We start from the raw sequence: 19,873 nt of genomic DNA on the forward strand, positions 1-19,873 counted from the left end.
GCCAAGCAACAGGCAATGACTTTAATTTCCCAGTTGAAATTGCATTAAACCCTGATGGCACGACAGCATACATAACGAATGAAAATGGGAATACAGTTGCCACGCTTGCTAAAGAGCAACGATAAAATAATGGCGTATCTTTTCATAGCTTGCTTGACCCAATAATGAGTCAAGTCCAACATTTTTACGAAAACCAAATCATGAGTTATGAATAACAGCACCTATATAATGACCATCAGGATCAATCACAAAAGCACCATAATATCCAGGATAATAATCATGTCTTAGTTTTGGTTTTCCATTACACACAGCACCTTCATCAATCGCTATCTTGTAAAAAAGATCAACAGATGCTTTTGTTTCCGCTATAAAGGTTATATGGGAAAAATATTTCGTATCTTTACCTGGACCGAACCAAAACTCTGCTTTACCATTTTTGCCAAATGCAATCCAGCCATCGTGTTCAGAAATAGGTACGATGCTAAGAGGTGCTAAAATCCGAGTATAAAATTGTTTGGATTTCTCATAATTAGAAACAGTTATTCCAACATGATCCAGAATCATCAAGGCTCCTGATAAAAATTAGAAGAGATAACCTAACGGCTATTGACACTTTCAATAAGGCTTTTCATCTCATCATGATTAAAGAAATCGGCTAATACAAAACTGGATTTATTTTTGAGAATATCACCAAATATAAGGAAATGTTTTTCGTAATATAGTGAATCCAGGTAATCAATTATATTTTTTTTAAAAGCAGCACCAGATTTTTTATTTTTTTTAAATTGCGTCAGATCAATAATTTTATCTTTTTTTTCAGATTCTTGCTCTATAATACTTATTTCTTTCTTCATCTTATGTCTATAAAGTGCCTCTATTCTTTTAACAGCTATTGCATCCACTTTTAAAAACTGAGAAAGCGATATAAGAAGACATAAATCCTTATATTCATGAGTTTGTTTATAAATGTACTCTTGAGACCAGTGAGTATTTAGAGTGACAGAGGCCGTATCTAAAACAACTCCAACTGACCATTCTGGCATATTGCGTTTAGTTTTGTTCTCATTCCGCCAGACAAATTCCAATCCTTTAGCAAAGGCGGTTATTAAGTCATCAGCTAGAATCTCTTCCTTAGCTTGGAACAAATAATTAGGATATCGTTGCTTGGCATGCTCTACCCAGATATCAAATAGAGATTTTGCTGTTCCTTTTATTTTAAAGATCAAAGTTGATTCAAGAACAGCTTTAAAATAAATTGAATTTTTGTTTATTTCTAAGTCCTCTTTGTTTGATATCACTTTTCGTTAAGTCTACCACAAAGTGTACTCCGAGGATTTCAATACTTTCTAGAAGATGGTCGGGACGGAAGGATTTGAACCTTCGACCACTAGCACCCCATGCTAGTACGCTACCAGGCTGCGCTACGCCCCGATTGGTAGGGAATGATATCTAAGTTGGGTTAAAATAACAAGGGTTTAGGACTGGATTGTGTTATAAGCGTTGAATCCTGGGTTGTTTTCCCGGGTTTCTGAGGAGTTGTTCTCGCCCGGGATAACATGATGTTTGGATTTTTGCTCTATGAAGTTTAATGATGAGATTAACTTCTTCGTAAAACTCCAATACTAATCTCTTCCTGTAAATTTTGGGCCATTGCGAATGTCGAAAGGATTGGGCAGTAATGAGGTGTATTTTTGTAAGGCTTCTTCTGCTGGATCCAGCTCTGGTGTTCCTACTGTCTTGTTTTGTTGTGGCAATGGGAATGTTTTAGTTGGCAATAAATTCTTCTCCATTAATTGCTGTACAAACGTGTCGTAGAATTTGGGACTGGGAATCTTGATGGTTAATTTATTTGCATCTCGAGTCAGCGTCATAGATTCCAGAGGAATCTGGGATTTATCCAGTGACTTTTTAAACAAATCAAATTCTTTCTCAATTGCATCAAATAGATCATTCAATGCGTCCTGATCCTCCTTTGACAACTCTTTTTTTGCCTCGAACACTATAGAACCCAATTCCATATTCAAGGTAATTCGTAATAAAGCATAGGGATCATTAAATTCATAAATGAAATCGGAATCTGCAGTCAATTGCCATAATTCACTGTTAAAAACGCTCTCCAAAAAAGAGGGGTTCTTTAATGACAGAGACATCATCTCATGATGTGTTTGCTCCTCATCAGATTGACTGTCACGGCTGTCACTATCAGCTCCGCCGCCCCCTCCACTGCCATGTCCACGGCAAATGGGTAAACCCATTGAACGGCATATATTGCATGGATTATTCTCTATAGCACGAGCGCGTTCTTCTTTCGGTGATTCTAGTTTTTTCCTTTGTACTGGCATGATTTAACCCTGGAATTAATCTGTTGTTTATATTAATACAAGAGAATCTCTGAATTTTAAAGTTCTTGACGATTTTTGCAAAAATTTTACAATTATTCTATTTATCTCACTAAAATGAGCTCATTGTTCCATTGAGTAAGCACAATCAGGTGCACATTTAATGCATGGATTCACGCCTTCGCGGGAATGACCTACATTTTTTCAAATAGACTTTCGATCAACCAGTTAACCTGCAAAACATATTAATCATAGCGATTTGTTCAATACTGTTTGGCACTGTTTCCAATAACGCAGGCGAGTACACCACCACAACCAGGCATTGGGCTCTTGATATCGCCACATTCAAACGATGCTTATCGAACAAAAAATTTAAGCCGCGTGGGGATTCATTCGCGTTGCTGGCACACATAGTTAAAAATACAACGGGAGCTTCCTGTCCCTGAAATTTATCAACACTACCCACTTTCGCCTGTTCACCGAGAGCTGTTTTGAGTTTATTCACCTGATGATTATAAGGACTCACAAAAAGAATATCGTTCCAGCCAAGTATCTGTTCTCTTCCATCATGGGTGTAAAACGTTCGCCCCAGTAATTCGCTGGTCAATTGAACAATTTGTTCAACTTCTTCATCACTAGCCTGAGTGTTCCCTTCATGAAACACCGGAATGTTGACGATGCCGGCCTCTTTATTCAAAGGACCATGATAATGTTCTGGAATCCTGATTCGTTGCTTGTCATTTTCCGGCGCCGTTTCGAGTTTACCCTCATAAATCGCTTCACTGATAAAGTGATTCACAGCAGAATGCATGCGATAGGTAGTGCCAAGAAAGACGCCCATGCTCTCTGGAATTGTTGGGGTATCGTGTAATAAATAATCCAAAATGGATAAGCCGCTGTCTTCTGGATGACTTCCTTGAGAGGGTTGCCCTAATTGCATTTGATCGCCCATCAGGATGATGTTATCCGTAGCTCTGCTCATGGCAATTAAATTAGCAACACTCACTTGCCCCGCTTCATCAATAAAAAGATAATCAAACTGGTGCTCCAGTTCGTCCCGAGATAAACCCCAGGCAGTAGCCCCGACAACGCAACCTGGCCTGATAAAATCAATAATGCTTTTTGTCTCCAATACCTCAATATTCAGTGCGTCAATCGCACTGTCTGTATTGCGTGTACAAGAGAAATATCCTTTAATCCCTTCCTTCTCACAATAGGCAGCAGTACTGATTAATAAATTATTAATTGCTTTATGACTGTTCGATGAAATGGCAATTTTCTTTCCTCTTTGAATCAACTCTGCAATCAAATGTTTTCCCGTATACGTTTTACCCGCGCCTGGAGGTCCCTGAATGGTGAGATAGCTTTTATCAAGATGAGTTACTGCCTGAATCATTTGCTGCATACGCTCTTGAGGGCTATGGCTAGGCGCTATTGGTTGACCTGAAGGATGGTATTTAATTCTGGGAGTAGTTCTGGCCAGAAAATCAAGCAGAGCGGACTGCAAAAGCGTTCCTTTGAAATAATCCTGAGCCTGTTTGGCAATCGCCCCCGGTATAGGGCCTGGATTCACATATTCATCAGGAATCAACGTGATCAATTCATTAATCTCAGACCTAAGTTGCAGAGCGATTAAACCATGCTCCAAATCGCTGTCGATTGCATGATGAGTGGCTTTAACACGTTTACCGTCCTCATATTCCTTCCCTAAAATATAGTATTCATTCGCATTGCCTTTAAATTCCTGATCCGGGTCAAATGAATATTCATAAACCAAATTACGTGCTGAAGGTTTCGGTTTATATCCGGGTTTATTCGTGCGCTGACAATAAGCCAAACAATCAATATCATGAAGAAGCTCTTCCTCACTTAAACCCAGCCTGTCAAACATGCGCCAAAAAACAGGCTTTGTTTCGCGTCGATGAAACTCCAGGGACCAAGCCAGAACGGTATGAATCCTTGCCTGTTCTTCATGTCCGTCATTACTCAGCTGTTCCGCCTGGGTCAGTAATGCATCTCGCAATTTAATCGTCTCGGAACCTTCTTCTGTAATTTCTTTTTCAGTAACTTCAGTTTTACCAAGATAGGTAATTCCCAAATTTATTTGTTGTGTTCTGAGCCATACGGCCAATTCATATGTTGAGTTGCAGTCATCAATATTGTATTCGCGAATATCATTTAATATTTTTGATGTGTGCCAGGTATCTCCATCCGGATGTTCCCGCCAACGTTCATAAACGACTACCGAGTCACCACCAGAACCGACTTCGGTATCTCGTTTGCCTCGATATAAATGCTCCACATTTTTAATGGAATAGCGTGGCTCTCCAATAATTAATGAGCCTTTTACTACTTTATATAAATCGACAAAGACCTCATTACGCAACAGTTGATCTACTTCAAACTCGCACACACCGTATTTGCCCATTAATTTCCGACAGGCTGATATTTCGTAAGGGGCATAATGATATATATGCATGGCGGGGTCATCCAGCCATCGCTGATATGCCCATTTAATAAAAGACTGAAAACTTTCTTTTTCCTGTTCATGATGGTGTGCCCAAAAATCAGTGTATTGCCGTTCACCCTGCTCATCCAGCCAAGTCACTCCCCATAAATATTCGAGGCCGCCTTCTTCCAAAGGGAAACCTTCCAAATCAAAAAAAATGTCGCGGGCTGATGCAGGTGGCAATAAAGCCAATCCCTGTTTTTTTCCTGCCTCCAGTGGAATGAATTGAAAATCAGGTACAGCCTTCCCCTCACTTTGCTTTTGAACTCTGGCTTGTAGCTTCAAACGTTCTAAAATGTCAGGCTTGATGCCTTTAACCATGTTCACCTGAGTATTCGCCAAAGCCGTCATGCTGGTAATTCCAGCCTTGATCAAATTCTTGATTTGACCGGAAGTAATGGTAGCAATCTGAATCAGGTGATCAGCCTGTTTTAACAGGTGCTCAGCATAATTACCCCATCTACCCCAACTTTTTGATGCAGCCGGATCAGGGCAAGTTCCGGGAGTAAAGTGCTGATGAGTAGCTATAAATTGTTCTTTGAGTCTTTGATAAAAATAATAATAATCTGCAGTCCTGAATCGTTTGTATTCCTTAGTACCTAAAATAACGGTAATGTACTCGGGTTTTCTATCCTGAATGGCTTCCAGCATTTCTGCATAACAACATAATTGAATCAAAAAAGAAGGTTTCGCTGATTGTGACAATTTGCTATCGTACAATTCATAATGATAATCACCAAACCGACTTGACCCTTCGGTTTTAATAAGAAAATCCGCATATCCTTTAAAAGGCAATAATTCCAACCGCGGCTGATAAATCACATCCATTCCTTTTATCATGGCCTCACGAGTTGCTTTAATTGGTTCTTCGCTGTGATATATATCGGCTATGGTTAATCCTTGCTCCTGAAAATCAGCCAGGACATCTCGTTCGTGTTGATTTCCCAAATCCTGTAACACCTCTCCAAGAGCATCACGTTCATCGGGTGCAGGGAGTAAATCGGGGTTAGTCAATGCCAAATGCTCCATCCATGAAGCAAACGGACTTTCCATGAATTGAGTTAAATCGGAAGGGGAAAATACGAGCTGGTTGGATTCAATATACATTTTTTATAGTGAGATGTTATGGTTTTTATGATTCTAGGTTCAAATCAGTTAAAGAGATAGCGGTAGACGGTATTATTTACTCCGGGTTAACTCACTCTCAGAAGTCTTCCCAATAAATCAGGGTATTTCGTCATCCTTATCGCATTGAATCCTAATGCCGGCAAAGCACCACATTCAGGAGATCCCTCATTGCATTCGGGATGACGGTTTAATTGCGTCATCCTGAACGTAGTGAAGGATCTCCCGACTCAACCACCGCACCACATTCAGGAGATCCCTCATTGCATTCGGGATGACGATTAAATTGCGTCATCCTGAACGTAGTGAAGGATCTCCCAACGCAACCACCGCACCACGTTCAGGAGATCCCTCATTTCATTCGGGATGACGGTTGAATTACGTCATCCTGAACGTAGTGAAGGATCTCCCAACGCAACCACCGCACCACATTCAGGAGATCCCTCTTTGCATTCGGGATGACGGTTGAATTGCGTCATCCTGAACGTAGTGAAGGATCTCCCAACGCAACCACCGAACCACATTCAGGAGATCCCTCATTGCATTCGGGATGACGGTTGAATTACGTCATCCTGAACGTAGTGAAGGATCTCACAACGCAACCACCGCGCCACGTTCAGGAGATCCCTCATTTCATTCGGGATGACGGTTGAATTACGTCATCCTGAACGTAGTGAAGGATCTCCCAACACAAACACATCACCACATTCAGGAGCTCCCTCTTAGCATTCGGGATGACGATTCTCAATAATATTAAGACGTCACGCTCTCAATACTGTATGTTGTAGAAAAATAAGTACAGTTCGACCCCACACTGAATTAAACTACAGAGCTTACGAAATATGAGCCGGAGTCTCCAATGCAACAACCCAAGTGTTCCGTTTTTATTGCCACAAGTCTTGATGGTTATATTGCCAGAGATGACGGATCTATTGATTGGTTAATGAAATCCCACGAACTGGTTCCTCAAGGCGAGGATTGTGGCTATAAACAATTTATCGCCACTGTAGACACTCTGATTATGGGGCGGGCATCTTATGAAAAGATCAGAACCTTCGAAGAATGGCCCTACGGAACATTACCTGTCATTGTAATGAGCAGTCACAATATTCAAATTCCTGAAGCTTTAAGTTCTCATGTCTCTGTAACGAGAAAAACCCCCGAAGAATTGATTGAGCAACTTCGTACACAGGGAGTCAAGCATGTGTACATTGATGGAGGAGTCACCATACAGGGCTTTTTAGCCAAAAAACTGATTGATGAGTTAACAATTACCTACATTCCTGTACTTATCGGTTCTGGACGCTCCTTGTTTGGTACACTTAAAGAAGATATTAACTTGAAGCTGCTCAAGACGGAAACGTTTGGAAATAATATAGTGCAGATCAAATACAGTGTAGTAAAGTAAAGGACAACCCAATGCCCGAGCAAGACTCGGGTATTGGGGATTCATTTAGTACACTGGTTCAACTTTGATGTAAGGGTTAGTGTACCCTACAATATTGGCAACCTCAGCAGCCCAGGCCAATTCCCACAAATCTGGAGGGAATTCTCTGTTCCATTTTAGTAACAGTTCTCTTTGTTCAGGACTGATCTCCACCTGATATCTATCTGCCATAAAAAGGTTGGCACGAGCCACTATTCCTTTGGCTCTATCAGGCGGCTCAGCAATTTTTAAAGTCTTGTCGGCTTCAAATTCACACCCGTAATACCCCCTTTTATTTTCAAGATATCCAAAACTGTAATTGGAACGTTTCTGATTCACAGCACCTACTGATGGCCAAAGATTATATAATTCAGCTTCCTTTCTTCTGAATTCAGGATCGATTTTTTCACAGCATTTTCGCCCCTTATATTCTTTGCCTGTTTTTTCACTAACGCACATCTTTTCCTTCCAGCATTGATGATAGCGGCCAAAATCTGATGCCGGCATCATATGCTCCCATTCCACCCGCCTTGCTCGTTCAATGGGGGCTGCTGTGTTCATACTACAACTGGTTAAATCAACATTCTTTTCTTTATCATACTTACATCCACAATACAGCGTGATTTGATGCATAGAAAACAGATCAAAGGCAATTTTTTTAGCGGTAGTGAAGGTTAGTGGGGCTGTTGCGAAACTTATCCCGAAAGGCAGGATAAGAAGAATAGATATCAGTTTAACTCGTTGTAATACGCCATTAAACATAACGATGTCCTCCATGTGCATCAATTAAAATCCAATAGATTTAATCTCGCTCGGAGGTTGGAGGTTCCCAAAGAAACATGTTGGACTAAAAACGCTGTACTGCGTAATCAGGTGCTCAATGTCACATCACTCTGATTACAACTCTTTATTCAATTAAATGATAAAGAATCGCTCCATAGGCATCTATATTAAAAAAACTTTATTATTTCAACAAGTTATGCGCGCAATTAGCACTAAGGATGGCAAATAAGAACGCACTGATTAATATGATTTCTTAAAATGATTGTTGATTAAATAATGTGCGATATTTAGCAGCAATAAAGCCTCCCGAATATCGGTTAAAGAGGCTTTATCATGTAAAAAAATAAATAAATATTTTTTATAGTGAATTTTTTATTCTTTGTGCTTCAAATTTGGAATGCGATATTTGAATGTATCTGTTGCAATTATTCAACTCAGCATACTGCAAACTATAGACTGCATTATCGAGCTCTTTTTTCGCAGCGGAATAAACATCTTCGATTAACCAGTCTCCGGCAATATCAATTTGCATGGATGCCATTGCAAGTTTTTCTGCACATGCTCTTTTTTCCTGGCTTGATACTAAAGAGGCAACAGTTTGCGCCAAATCGCGACATTTTTGCGTCAAAATATCTTTACTCTCGAAGGTATTATTTGAATTTGCATTTAAAGCCAAAACAGGCAGGCTTAGAATTAAAACTCCTTTTAATCTATTAATCATATAAACTCCTGTAATTTTCTGAATAAAACCTTTACTAAAATTGCATTTCCCTAAAACAACTAATGGTAAATCCAGAGGATAATCCTGTCTCATGTCTCAGAAATCGTGAACTTAATACCAGAGTAAACGTAAAAAAACTCTGGAAGTTCTTCCATCCAGAGACAGAAGAACTTGAATCGAACAATTACTTGTTAAGTAATTAACTTGTGGTAATCAGAGCTGACTTGATAAAAGCAGAACATCTTTAACCAAAAGCGTTAATTCCTGTTATATGTCTTCCCATGACCAGGGTATGAACATTATCAGTACCCTCATAAGTAAAGACCGATTCCAAATTAAGCATATGTCTGATGACATGATACTCAAGACTAATTCCATTTCCGCCCATTAGATTCCTACATTTTCGTGAAATTTTCAATGCTTCACGACAAGCATTCCCTTTAGCCAGCGAAATCATCGTAGGAGTTTCCCGATGTTGATCTTTCAAGCGGCCTATCTGTAAATTTAAGCATTGTGCTTTAATAATCTCGGTATACATTTCTGCCAAATCTTTCTGGATCAATTGAAAAGAAGCCAAAGGTTTATCAAATTGCTTACGTTCCAACACATAATCACGCACCAGATCAAAACACGCCATAGCAGCACCCATCGCTCCCCAGGCAATCCCATATCGCGCCTGACTCAAACAACTCAACGCCGCGCCCAAACCCTTTTCAGTTCCTGGAAGAAGATTTTCATCAGGAACAAAAACATGATCAAAAACCAACTCACCCGTTATGGAAGCACGTAAAGACATTTTCAATTTAATCTCAGGGCAACTCATTCCCTTGGCTCGGGTATCAACAATAAAGCCTCTGATACCAGACTCCGTCTTTGCCCAGACTATTGCAATATCCGCTATAGGAGCGTTGGTAATCCACATTTTTGCCCCATTTAAAATCCAGCCGCCATCCACTTTTTTGGCATGGGTACGCATGCTCGCCGGATCTGAACCGGAATCAGGCTCCGTTAAACCAAAACAGCCAATCACTTCACCAGCAGCCATCGCCGGCAAATACCGCATTTTTTGTTCTTCATTTCCAAATTTGAAAATTGGGTACATGCATAAAGAGCTTTGTACGGAAACAAAACTACGCAATCCACTATCGCCCCGTTCTAACTCCTGGCATACCAATCCATACGATACGTAAGAAGCCTCTGATCCACCGTATTGAGTAGGCAAAGTCAAACCTAATAACCCCAGCTCAGCAGATTGTTTAATTAATTCGCGGGGAAAATGAGCATGTTCAAAAGATTCAGCCATCAATGGAATTACATCATTGCTGACAAAACGCGCAACGCTATCACGTATCATGCGCTCATCATCATGCAATTGTTCATCAAGAAATAACAAGTCGTCCACTTTCCTTCTCCCTTTTATCTGACTGTAATGCGACTACCGCTTCTATAATACTTTCCTGACTGGGTAATAAATAATGCCAGGCAGTTCCTAATGGAATAAAACAATCTTTACCGGTGAGACGTTTTATTTTCAATCCTGATGCAGCTTCTTCCATCAATAATGTCACTAATCCTTCACTAATTGAGCCGCTTTGTCTACCTTCATCGACAATTAAAATTCGTTTTGCATTGGCCACTTCGTTTAATATGGCTTCTTTTGGTAAAGGACTAAGCCAGCGTAAATCGACAATTTTAACTTTGATCCCATGATTCTCGCGCAACACTTTCTCAGCCTGACGCGATAAATAATACCCATTTGCATAAGTTAAAATAACCGTATCGCCTTCACCGAAAACCCCTACACTGCCCTGAGTAATCAGTTCATTCGGAGCAGGGTAATCAAATAGCCAACCATTATCTCCCGGGCTATGCAAATCTTTAGTCATATATAACGCAATAGGTTCTAAAAACACGACTACCCGACCTTCCTGAGCCGCCAAACGCATACACGTTCGTAACATTCGCGCAGCATCTGGGCCATTTGAAGGGCAAGCCACAATAACTCCAGGTAAATCGCGCAATACAGCAATGGAGTTATCATTATGAAAATGTCCACCAAAACCTTTTTGATAAGCCAGCGATGCGATTCTTAACACCATGGGATTTTTATATAAGCCACTGGAGAAAAAAGATAGGGTAGACGCTTCACCACGTAATTGATCTTCTGCATTATGTAAATAAGCTAGAAACTGGATTTCAGGTACGGGGATAAACCCATTATGGGCCAAACCAATAGCGGTTCCCAGTATAGTCGTTTCATCCAAAATAGTATCAAAAACTCTGCGTTGACCAAAACGTGCCTGAAGATCAGCGGTAACCCGATAGACCCCACCCTTCTTACCCACATCTTCACCAAAGATCAGCATATTGGAATATTGCAGCATCAAATCCGTCAACGCAAAGTTAATGTGTTGACACATATTGCGCTTTAAAGACAACTGATTGTAGGCGCCAGCGAATGCCTTAACTCGTTTCGGTTCATCCGGGAGAGCATACCCTTTCTTTTTTTCTACCTTTGGAATTATTGAAGCCATCACTTCTTCAGCACTGTTCATTCGAGGCTCTCTTATTGCCTCCACTGCTTTCGCTTCGATAAGGTCTTTATTATCCTGGTACAGATCAACCATGGCTTGCAGGGTCATCCAGCCTTCCCGATATAGAATACCGGCAGTATGCAGTAAGGGATCATTGGCCTCTCTGCGTTCTATTTCGGTTTGATTAGAGTATTGAGATTCAATATCAGAACCAGCATGACCCAACAAGCGAACACAGCGCATGTGTAAAAACACGGGTTGTTTTTTTGTTCGAGCCAGATATTCTGCTTCCTGAGCTTTCGCATAGGTATCGGCAATATTTAAGCCATCACAGGTGATATAATGCAGCCCTGGACGTGAACCGATTGAAGTCTCTATCCAGTTGGATGGTGTAGGGACTGAAATGCCAATACCGTTATCTTCGCACACAAATACTATGGGCAAAGGATAATTTTGTTGAGTAATCCAGGAGCATGCATTCAGTGTGGTCTGAGTCGATGCGTGATTGGTCGAAGCATCACCAAAGGAACAGATAATAACTGAGTCCGCAGCCAGATTACCTGATATACCCAGCTCTTTTGCCCGGGTTATGGATAAGGCAGCTCCTAATGCTTTAGGTAAATGAGAAGCAATAGTGGATGTTTGAGGTGGAATATTTAATGGGACACTGCCAAATACCTTATGTCGACCACCTGATATCGGATCACATGCCGCGGCTACTAAAGACAAAAGAATATCTTTTACACCATCCGTACCCTGAAGTTGTTTTGCCCTTTGTAAATAGAATGCGCCGCTGCGGTAATGTAAAAAAGCCATATCGGTATGTTTAAATACCTGCCCCATTACGGCATTACCCTCATGTCCGCTACTGCCTATGGTATAAAATGACAACCCTTTTTCTTTTAACTGTCTGGCAATTAAATCAAGCAAACGGGATTTAATCTGTGAATCAAAAAGTTCTATGGCAGTTTTTTTATCCAATTCTGCCATTTCGGGACTCATAGTACTGTGGGGCTCCGGGAAATCCCCTTGCAATACTCGCTTAATAAACTGCTCATCAACTACACTGGCTCTATCTAACATCACCACACCCTGTTTAAATTGCGTAATGACCAGATGAACTCAAGGCTATATTCAATTACATTAAGAGTAATGATTTTCTCAGTTCAATTCCTGGTATCCCTTCCTGGTGAATTTTAAAGCAATTCACAACTCTGCCGATAACAAAGACGTTGAGTATATACTGATTCAAATTGAACCGGAAGAACGCCTATGGCTGTTGAAATGAATAAATCTTCAAGCGTCAGGTTAACCCCTGTCCAGGAGATAAAATTAGCAAAACCAGCCACGGAACTTTATGTAGGACAAATCCTCAAAACTGTGGTCGTCACTGCATTAACGAATAATCAGGTATTGATTAATATTAACGGGCAAAATCTCAATGCCAAAAGTTCACATCATTTTACTCCGGGAGAACTGCTCGAAGTTAAAGTGATTGCAAACCAACATGAAACCATACTCGAAGTGCAACAGAAGAATCCAGAACTATCCATACTGCAAAATGCCCTGCTCCAGGCTCTGCCCAAACAGGCACCTCCAACAAATATGCTGCAGACCCTCACTGAATTAATGAAATCAGACCAATTACCTTACTCGCTCAATCAACAGATTAAATCCCTGTTAAACAGCATTACAGGCCTGACTCAGTTACCTCAACAATTCATGCAGGCGATTAATCAGAGTGGTATTTTTTTAGAGTCGACATTGCTGGATTGGCGAAGAAGCACAAATCAGCAAAAACTAAAATCAGATTTCAAAGGACAATGTTTCAAATTATTAAATTGTTTACCTGAAGATAGAAGAGTCAATCCCTACAGGGTTCCTGATACAGAAATAAAACAATTAGCTCAGGATCCTTTGCCTTTACCAGGGGCTATACCTCAACCTTTATCCAAAAGCATGTTGCTGAACACCTTGGACTTGTCGCTTGAAGCATTGCAGCATGTATTACGCGATCAGATCAATCAAGTAATAGCGCGAATCACAGCGAATCAAATTAATCATCTGTCTAATGATCACAAGGAAGGATATCTCGTGATGCTGGATCTGCCTGTAAAAACCGAGCAAAACATAGACGTCATTCCTATGATGATCAAACAACATAAAGCAGAGCCTATGCAACAGTCTCGATGGTCACTATCGTTTGCCCTCAATCTGACTCATCTTGGAGCCTTGCAAGCAACGGTAACTCTTAATGCGAAACACATCGATATTAAAATCAATACCCAAAATGCATCAGCCTTAAAAACGCTTGAAGAATATCAACTGGAAATGAAACAAGTTCTTTCTGATTTAGGACTCAAGCTTCGCAACTGGAATGTACAAGCAGGATTGGAAGAAAATCACATTGATGTTGCGAATTTACGATTACTGGACATACGCATATGAAAAAAAATAAAACCCGGGCTGTAGCATTACGCTATGATGGCACTTCCGCTCCCAGAGTTACTGCCAAAGGGGAAGGATATATTGCCCGACAAATCATTGCTACAGCCAAAGAGCATGGAATTCCGCTGGAGCAGAATGAGGAACTGACCTCGCTACTGGCTAACGTTCATATCAATGAAGAAATTCCCAAGGATTTGTACGCCGCAGTCGCTCAGATATTGGCCTTTCTTTATTATGTGGATGAAAAAAAATCAGAGAATATAAAAGGAAATGACACAACTGGCATTTAATGGCCAATTAATCTACAATATGCTTATAATAACCACAAGAGGTTGCACTATGAAATGGATATTGTTAATAGGAGTTACCTTATTATCTACCGGTTGTGTTTATACATCTACGGAAATCGTTGAATACAGACAGGTTACTGTCGCACCGGTCGTTGAAACAGTAATGTTTGATTACGATGCTCCGGGACCATTAGATGTGACGACTACTACAATTGATTTTTATTAATGGATTCAATTGAAGTATCAGTACAACAAAAGGATTGTCCTCTTATCAACTAAAGAGGCACAATCCAGGTATTTAAGTTCCGCTTGGGAAATCGTATCTTCTCAATAAATTGGTCTACGTCATCTCGAACGATGAAATGGAAACACCTAATATTTACAACTTATATCATTACTGGGAGGAGAAGGATCGTCATCCACTTTCTCGTCATGTTTAATTTCGTGCAGTGCGGACTTAAATTCAGAAATAGAATGAGCAAGACCCTTTTCACTACCCGCTTTATATGCAGCAAATCCCGTCCCCGCTGTTACAGCGGCCACTCCAACGCCAATTCCGACTGCCGCCCCGACACTAAGACCCGCTGCGCCTGCGACCGTCATTAGAAGGCTGGCTCCTCCAGTAGGAATTGCGGCTAAAACACCCCCTACAATTAATGCCAAACAAGCAAAAGTCATTAATCCTGCCCCCAGAGCTTTCCATCCTGGTGAGGTTGCTCCTGATACATGCTGTGAGAGACTGGCCAATCGCCTCATACTCTCCTGATATTCAGGATTGTCAGGTTGATCATGGTTTTGTATAACATAAGTACAATGTGGAAGGATTGCATTGAGATCAGCCAAACTTTGTGAATCAGGATTATCAGCCGCAATTTTTTTTATGTTGCGTAACAAATCTTGTCCACTGTTGTAAAACTGCTGTTTCTTTTGATCACCAGAAATGGTTTGCGCAAAATGAGCAAGGCTTTGTTCAAATTCTTGCAAATTTTTTCCATATTGGTTCCTGGCTTCATCAGAAGGCATTTTAAGAAAATCAACGTTACCCACTTTATTCTGTTTATTAGTCTTTGCACTGGAAAGATAAAACTGCTCGGATGAAGCTGTAGAAAACGCTGTTCCGCTTCCAAAAAAATTATTCGCCATGGAATCTGTTTTCATTCCTGGAGAGCCATGAATATGATGAGTGGTTATTTCGGCAGCATTACCACCTTCTGCACGCATGGTTTCAATATTGGCTGGATTTCTGCCCATTTGCTCATATCGTTTTTGCATCCAAACCTGAGTCGATTTTTCAACAGCAGTTCCAGTTCTATCCTGTCCACTGGCACATTGAACTATGCTTACCGTGTCATCTTGTTGCGCGGCTGCCAGTACAACTTTAGAAACCTGATCCAGCCGATTAGCTTTTTGGAGAGGAAAGGTACCAACAGGCTCTTGTCCTTCGGCAAAATGTAAATTGGGCGCGACATCCATAGCTCGAAATGTGCCGTCCGGATTCGTTGGTGCATAAGTAATGTCATCACCATTCCCTTGTTTACGAGTTGCTTTGTACAAATTGTTAATCATCGTCGTCTGATTTTCCAGAGGACTGTATGTATTCAGGCAAGTAACATGTAACTTCGGAGACTCAATGTTCATTCGTCGTTCAGCAGCGATGCGCATTTGCTCTAAATTCTGAATGGTATGCGATTCAACAGACTTACTGGATTCACCAGAGCCCACATAAACAGGAACCCCCATTCGTGCCAGCCAAAGAGTATTTTCCTGGTCCGCATGAACCGTGTTGAGATCGGATTCCTCCAGCACTTCCTCAGTCATTGGAATCAGCTCATTTTTGACTATGAACGCATTTTTTGCTCCAACAGGATGTGTTTTTCGCGCTTGAGCGGAGAGTGCTGTTGTGTCCTGATCCATAAGATCAACAAACAAGGCATCTGCTTCCTGAAAGGCGGTATTTTTTGAATTGTGTGCATTTTTTTCTTCACTAAAAGGATAAGGCTGAACCTTAGCTAAGTCTTTTATTGAATCATGCTGCGATTGCGTTTTTTCGGTAACAGGGTATTGAGTTTCACGTTGAAAAATTCGTGCCGTTTTATCATAGGTTAAAGTAGCCATGGTTCGTGCGGGATTTTCCAGCAGGCTTGATAAATTACGGTAATGAAATAACAGTTTCTCTGCTTGCTCCGCAGTATTGCACCCTTGAGTTAAATTGGCTTCATGGAGTTCTTTAACTAAAGTACTGTTAAATTCTGTTTCAAGTTTTGTTATTGCCTTTAATTTCTCAGAGTTACTTTTTCCACTTTGAGCTGTCTCTAAAATCGCCCGAGTTAACTCCTGAAAATTGACTTTTAAACGGTCACGGCATGCCGGTCCAGGTTCCTGATCACCCAATTTTTGGTTAATGGCAAAATCAATGGGGCGTAATCGGGAAAGACAACGCAGTAACGCATTATTTGCTTCAATAACAGGTGCATTATGGGGCATCCGCTCATCTAAAGGTAAAGAGTGAGTTGCATCTCGTACCCATTGATCTTCACCATCTACTTGAACAAGCTGAGACACGATACCAAATTGAGCGTCATTTGTTTCACGTAACAAATCGCCCATCTCACTGTATAAATCCTGCAGACCCGCATTTGGTGTGTTATTGATTTTGTCACTAACACGGTCACTATCAAGACGTTGTTCCTTGATTAATTTATTCTCTTTTTCATCACGATAAGAAGCTTCGTTCACCATCGTTTGATATAACTGTGAGTGTGGCATGCGTGTAGCCTCGCTGATTCAATAAATGCGGTTTATATGTTAACTATACTCTAGAAATATTAAGTAAACCTTTTCTAGATAAAAAACCGCCAGATCATTAAACGATTAAATTATATCGCCAATCATAGACATGGAATCACCTGCTGTGTTAGAAAGACTAATTTATATCTACCTGTACCTGTATGAAAAAAATAGTCTCCCTTCTAATGATACTTGCAAGTTTCAGTCTCTATGCCCTGCCGAAAGGTTTTGTCTATCTGCATGAAGTTGCTCCAGATATCTTGCAGGACATGCGTTATGCCACCTCAAATAATTTTATTGGGAATCCCATTCCTGGTTATCTCCGAGGCGTTTGCATTGTTACCCGACAGACTGCGGAACAATTAAAAAAAGTAGAGCAGGCTGTAAAAACCAAGGGTTATACCCTGAAGGTTTATGATTGTTACAGACCGCAACAAGCGGTTAATTATTTTTATAAGTGGAGTCAAAATCCAAGGGACGAGCGCCAAAAACCAGAATATTATCCTCGTGAGATTAAAAAAGATCTGTTTAAACGAGATTATATAGCTCTTACATCCGGTCATACGCGAGGCAGTACGGTAGATTTAACCTTGGTGAAACTCGATACTGCAGATCGTCCTACGGCCAAAAATCATATTGCTCGATGTTATGACAAATCACCGAATTATCTAAATGATAATTCCATCGACATGGGTACCCGCTTTGATTGCCTGGATGTGACGGCCAATAATAACTATACAAATCTAAGTACCGTTCAAAAAACGAATCGATCATTTTTAAAACAACTAATGATCAGTAATGGGTTCAAACCATATTATTCTGAATGGTGGCATTATACGTTGCGAAATGAACCTTATCCCCACACGTACTTTAATTTTCCTGTTCAGTAACCCTGTGATCACTAAAACGCTATATTGATTATTTTTAATCCATCAAGTATGATTGCACTCCGTTGTTTAAGCTTGTACCGTTTTCGGAGATTGAATCAATGCGAACATCTAAGTTGTTTTTGTTATCTATAGCGCTTAGTACTAATTTATTTGCCCAGGATCTTAAGATAGTTGGAACGATTACTCAGACCCTTAAAGCTCCACAAAATAAATCACTCAATACAAAAGCAGAACAACAAGACATTAAACTGCTTAAAATGCAACTTTCTCCAAATGCTATCCAAACGTTGAATAAGCGAAGTATAGCAACTATCAACAAATCCAATACCCTGATCTCCCCTTCACACTTACCGCAAAAGATTGAATTGGGCATGAATAATGTACCCGTTTTAAATCAAGGAAGCTTTGGTTCCTGCGTTACTTTTGCAACCACAGCAGCAGTTGATGCAGCCTTGAATAAAGGGGATTACATCAGTCAATTATGTCAATTACAATTGGGTATGTATCTGGAACAAAATGGATATTCTCCAAGTGGTTGGGATGGTTCCTTTGGTCGATTGGCATTAAGTCAAATGGAACATTTTGGAATAGTCAGTAAAGAAAAACAGAAAGCTATTGGTTGTGGCGGTTTAACTGAGTATCCCAAAATTGAACAACCAGGTCCAGAGAGCGCAATGCCATTAGAAAAATTCCATGAATTAAGTGAGGATCTTAATGAAAAGACCGTACTTTTCTCACCGATTCTTGATATATATCAAGCAATTATGGAACGTACTGATACGAATAAAACGATTAATGATATTAAAGCAGCACTAAATGAAAACGACCGGGTAACCTTCGCCGTTCTTTTATTGGATTTTGATCTGGGTACCATGGGTGCAATTGGAACTCATAACTCCAAATTCGATACCTGGGTGCTTACTCCTGAGATAGCACGTGACATCTATTTGAATCCATTATTTGGTGGTCATGAAATGGTTATTACCGGATATGATGATGATGCCATTGCAATTGATGATCAAGGCCGTCAACACAAAGGATTATTTACCCTTCGCAATTCCTGGGGTGAACAATATGGAGACAAAGGTAATTTTTATATGTCTTATGATTATTTCAAAGTTCTGGTAATCGAAGCGCAACGCATACGCAACCTTCCCAGCGAAGTTGAAAATTCAGATACAGCTACTGCTTAAAAATATATCAAATAACTAAAGAAGGATCTCCATAAACTGGCATCATGCCAAGTCTAGGAGATCCCTCACTGCGTTCGGGATGACGCCATTTTGTTCGTCATCCTGAACGCAGTGAAGGATCTCCCAATTCTAGCACAGTGCCATATTCAGGAGATCCCTCATTGCATTCGGGATGACGTTTTCTTTGGGAGTACCGTCATCCTGAACGCAGTGAAGGATCTCCCTGTTCTAGCACTGTGCCATATTCAGGAGATCCCTCATTGCATTCGGAATGACGTTTTCTTTGGGAGTTCCGTCATCCTGAACGCAGTGAAGGATCTCCCTGTTCTAGCACTGTGCTACATTCAGGAGATCCCTCATTGCATTCGGGATGACGTTTTCTTTGGGAGTTCCGTTATCCTGAACGCAGTGAAGGATCTCCCTGTTCTAGCACTGTGCCATATTCAGGAGATCCCTCACTGCATTCAGGATGACGTTTTCTTTGGGAGTTCCGTCATCCTGAACGCAGTGAAGGATCTCCCTGTTCTAGCACTGTGCCATATTCAGGAGATCCCTCATTGCATTCGGGATGACGTTTTCTTTGGGAGTTCCGTCATCCTGAACGCAGTGAAGGATCTCCCTGTTCTAGCACAGTGCTATATTCAGGAGATCCCTCATTGCATGCGGGATGACGTTTTCTTTGGGAGTTCCGTCATCCTGAACGCAGTGAAGGATCTCCCTGTTCTAGCACAGTGCCATATTCAGGAGATCCCTCATTACATTCGGGATGACGTTTTCTTTGGGAGTTCCGTCATCCTGAACGCAGTGAAGGATCTCCCTGTTCTAGCA

Annotated in this window: 16 protein-coding genes and 1 tRNA gene; 7 read left to right on the forward strand and 10 right to left on the reverse strand. The window is 40.7% G+C overall.

Annotation, left to right across the window (positions count from 1 at the left end; all coding sequences use genetic code 11):
• Positions 1-198: 198 nt before the first annotated feature.
• From Lqua_RS14265 to Lqua_RS14285, 5 genes are all read right to left on the reverse strand, one after another.
• Positions 199-564, reverse strand: a complete 366-nt coding sequence (locus Lqua_RS14265) for a VOC family protein (protein ID WP_058474958.1) — start codon at positions 562-564, stop codon at positions 199-201.
• 32 nt (positions 565-596) lie between these two features.
• Positions 597-1,298 carry a hypothetical protein gene (locus Lqua_RS14270; protein ID WP_058474959.1) on the reverse strand — a complete coding sequence of 234 codons (702 nt, stop codon included), beginning with the start codon at positions 1,296-1,298 and terminating at the stop codon, positions 597-599.
• 56 nt (positions 1,299-1,354) lie between these two features.
• Positions 1,355-1,431, reverse strand: a tRNA-Pro gene (locus Lqua_RS14275).
• A 191-nt stretch (positions 1,432-1,622) separates the two neighbouring features.
• Positions 1,623-2,342: a hypothetical protein gene (locus Lqua_RS14280; RefSeq protein WP_058474960.1), complete on the reverse strand. Its 720-nt coding sequence runs from the start codon at positions 2,340-2,342 to the stop codon at positions 1,623-1,625.
• Positions 2,343-2,559: 217 nt separating this feature from the next.
• Positions 2,560-5,955, reverse strand: a complete 3,396-nt coding sequence (locus Lqua_RS14285) for a TM0106 family RecB-like putative nuclease (RefSeq protein WP_058474961.1) — start codon at positions 5,953-5,955, stop codon at positions 2,560-2,562.
• A gap of 877 nt (positions 5,956-6,832) precedes the next feature.
• On the opposite strand from Lqua_RS14285, the gene Lqua_RS14290 reads away from it, so the two are divergent.
• Positions 6,833-7,381 carry a dihydrofolate reductase family protein gene (locus Lqua_RS14290; protein ID WP_058474962.1) on the forward strand — a complete coding sequence of 183 codons (549 nt, stop codon included), beginning with the start codon at positions 6,833-6,835 and terminating at the stop codon, positions 7,379-7,381.
• 45 nt (positions 7,382-7,426) lie between these two features.
• Here the strand turns inward: Lqua_RS14290 and Lqua_RS14295 are convergent, their stop codons facing one another.
• From Lqua_RS14295 to Lqua_RS14310, 4 genes are all read right to left on the reverse strand, one after another.
• Positions 7,427-8,161 carry an endonuclease gene (locus tag Lqua_RS14295; RefSeq protein WP_058474963.1) on the reverse strand — a complete coding sequence of 245 codons (735 nt, stop codon included), beginning with the start codon at positions 8,159-8,161 and terminating at the stop codon, positions 7,427-7,429.
• A gap of 379 nt (positions 8,162-8,540) precedes the next feature.
• On the reverse strand, positions 8,541-8,903 hold the full coding sequence (locus tag Lqua_RS14300; protein WP_058475013.1) for a hypothetical protein: 363 nt from the start codon (positions 8,901-8,903) through the stop codon (positions 8,541-8,543).
• 244 nt (positions 8,904-9,147) lie between these two features.
• Positions 9,148-10,305 (reverse strand): acyl-CoA dehydrogenase family protein, encoded by a 1,158-nt coding sequence (locus tag Lqua_RS14305; protein ID WP_058474964.1) that lies wholly within the window; start codon positions 10,303-10,305, stop codon positions 9,148-9,150.
• A complete protein-coding gene (locus tag Lqua_RS14310) occupies positions 10,283-12,520 on the reverse strand; it encodes a dehydrogenase E1 component subunit alpha/beta (protein ID WP_058474965.1) in 2,238 nt (745 codons plus the stop codon). The genes Lqua_RS14305 and Lqua_RS14310 overlap by 23 nt, the downstream gene beginning before the upstream one ends.
• Before the next feature lie 189 nt (positions 12,521-12,709).
• On the opposite strand from Lqua_RS14310, the gene fliK reads away from it, so the two are divergent.
• Genes fliK through Lqua_RS18460 form a run of 3 tightly spaced genes read left to right on the forward strand, consistent with a single transcriptional unit; the run spans position 12,710 to position 14,401 of the window.
• A complete protein-coding gene (gene fliK, locus Lqua_RS14315) occupies positions 12,710-13,885 on the forward strand; it encodes a flagellar hook-length control protein FliK (RefSeq protein WP_058474966.1) in 1,176 nt (391 codons plus the stop codon).
• Positions 13,882-14,175 (forward strand): EscU/YscU/HrcU family type III secretion system export apparatus switch protein, encoded by a 294-nt coding sequence (locus Lqua_RS14320; RefSeq protein ID WP_058474967.1) that lies wholly within the window; start codon positions 13,882-13,884, stop codon positions 14,173-14,175. The genes fliK and Lqua_RS14320 overlap by 4 nt, the downstream gene beginning before the upstream one ends.
• 49 nt (positions 14,176-14,224) lie before the next feature.
• Positions 14,225-14,401: a hypothetical protein gene (locus tag Lqua_RS18460; RefSeq protein WP_165483197.1), complete on the forward strand. Its 177-nt coding sequence runs from the start codon at positions 14,225-14,227 to the stop codon at positions 14,399-14,401.
• Positions 14,402-14,547: 146 nt separating this feature from the next.
• On the opposite strand, the gene Lqua_RS14330 is transcribed toward Lqua_RS18460, so the two are convergent.
• The gene (locus tag Lqua_RS14330; protein WP_058474969.1) at positions 14,548-16,941 is read right to left on the reverse strand and encodes a glycine zipper family protein; all 2,394 of its coding nucleotides are present in this window, start codon (positions 16,939-16,941) and stop codon (positions 14,548-14,550) included.
• A gap of 182 nt (positions 16,942-17,123) precedes the next feature.
• Between Lqua_RS14330 and Lqua_RS14335 the strand changes: the two genes are divergently transcribed.
• From Lqua_RS14335 to Lqua_RS18805, 3 genes are all read left to right on the forward strand, one after another.
• Complete coding sequence (locus tag Lqua_RS14335) at positions 17,124-17,852, forward strand: M15 family metallopeptidase (RefSeq protein ID WP_058474970.1); 729 nt, start codon at positions 17,124-17,126, stop codon at positions 17,850-17,852.
• A 98-nt stretch (positions 17,853-17,950) separates the two neighbouring features.
• The gene (locus Lqua_RS14340) at positions 17,951-19,045 is read left to right on the forward strand and encodes a C1 family peptidase (protein WP_058474971.1); all 1,095 of its coding nucleotides are present in this window, start codon (positions 17,951-17,953) and stop codon (positions 19,043-19,045) included.
• A gap of 90 nt (positions 19,046-19,135) precedes the next feature.
• A partial coding sequence (locus Lqua_RS18805; RefSeq protein WP_238585592.1) for a hypothetical protein occupies positions 19,136-19,873 on the forward strand: 738 nt, incomplete at its 3' end.

Origin of the sequence: Legionella quateirensis (genome assembly GCF_001467955.1) — a bacterium.
In the GTDB taxonomy this organism is placed as follows: Bacteria; Pseudomonadota; Gammaproteobacteria; order Legionellales; family Legionellaceae; genus Legionella; species Legionella quateirensis.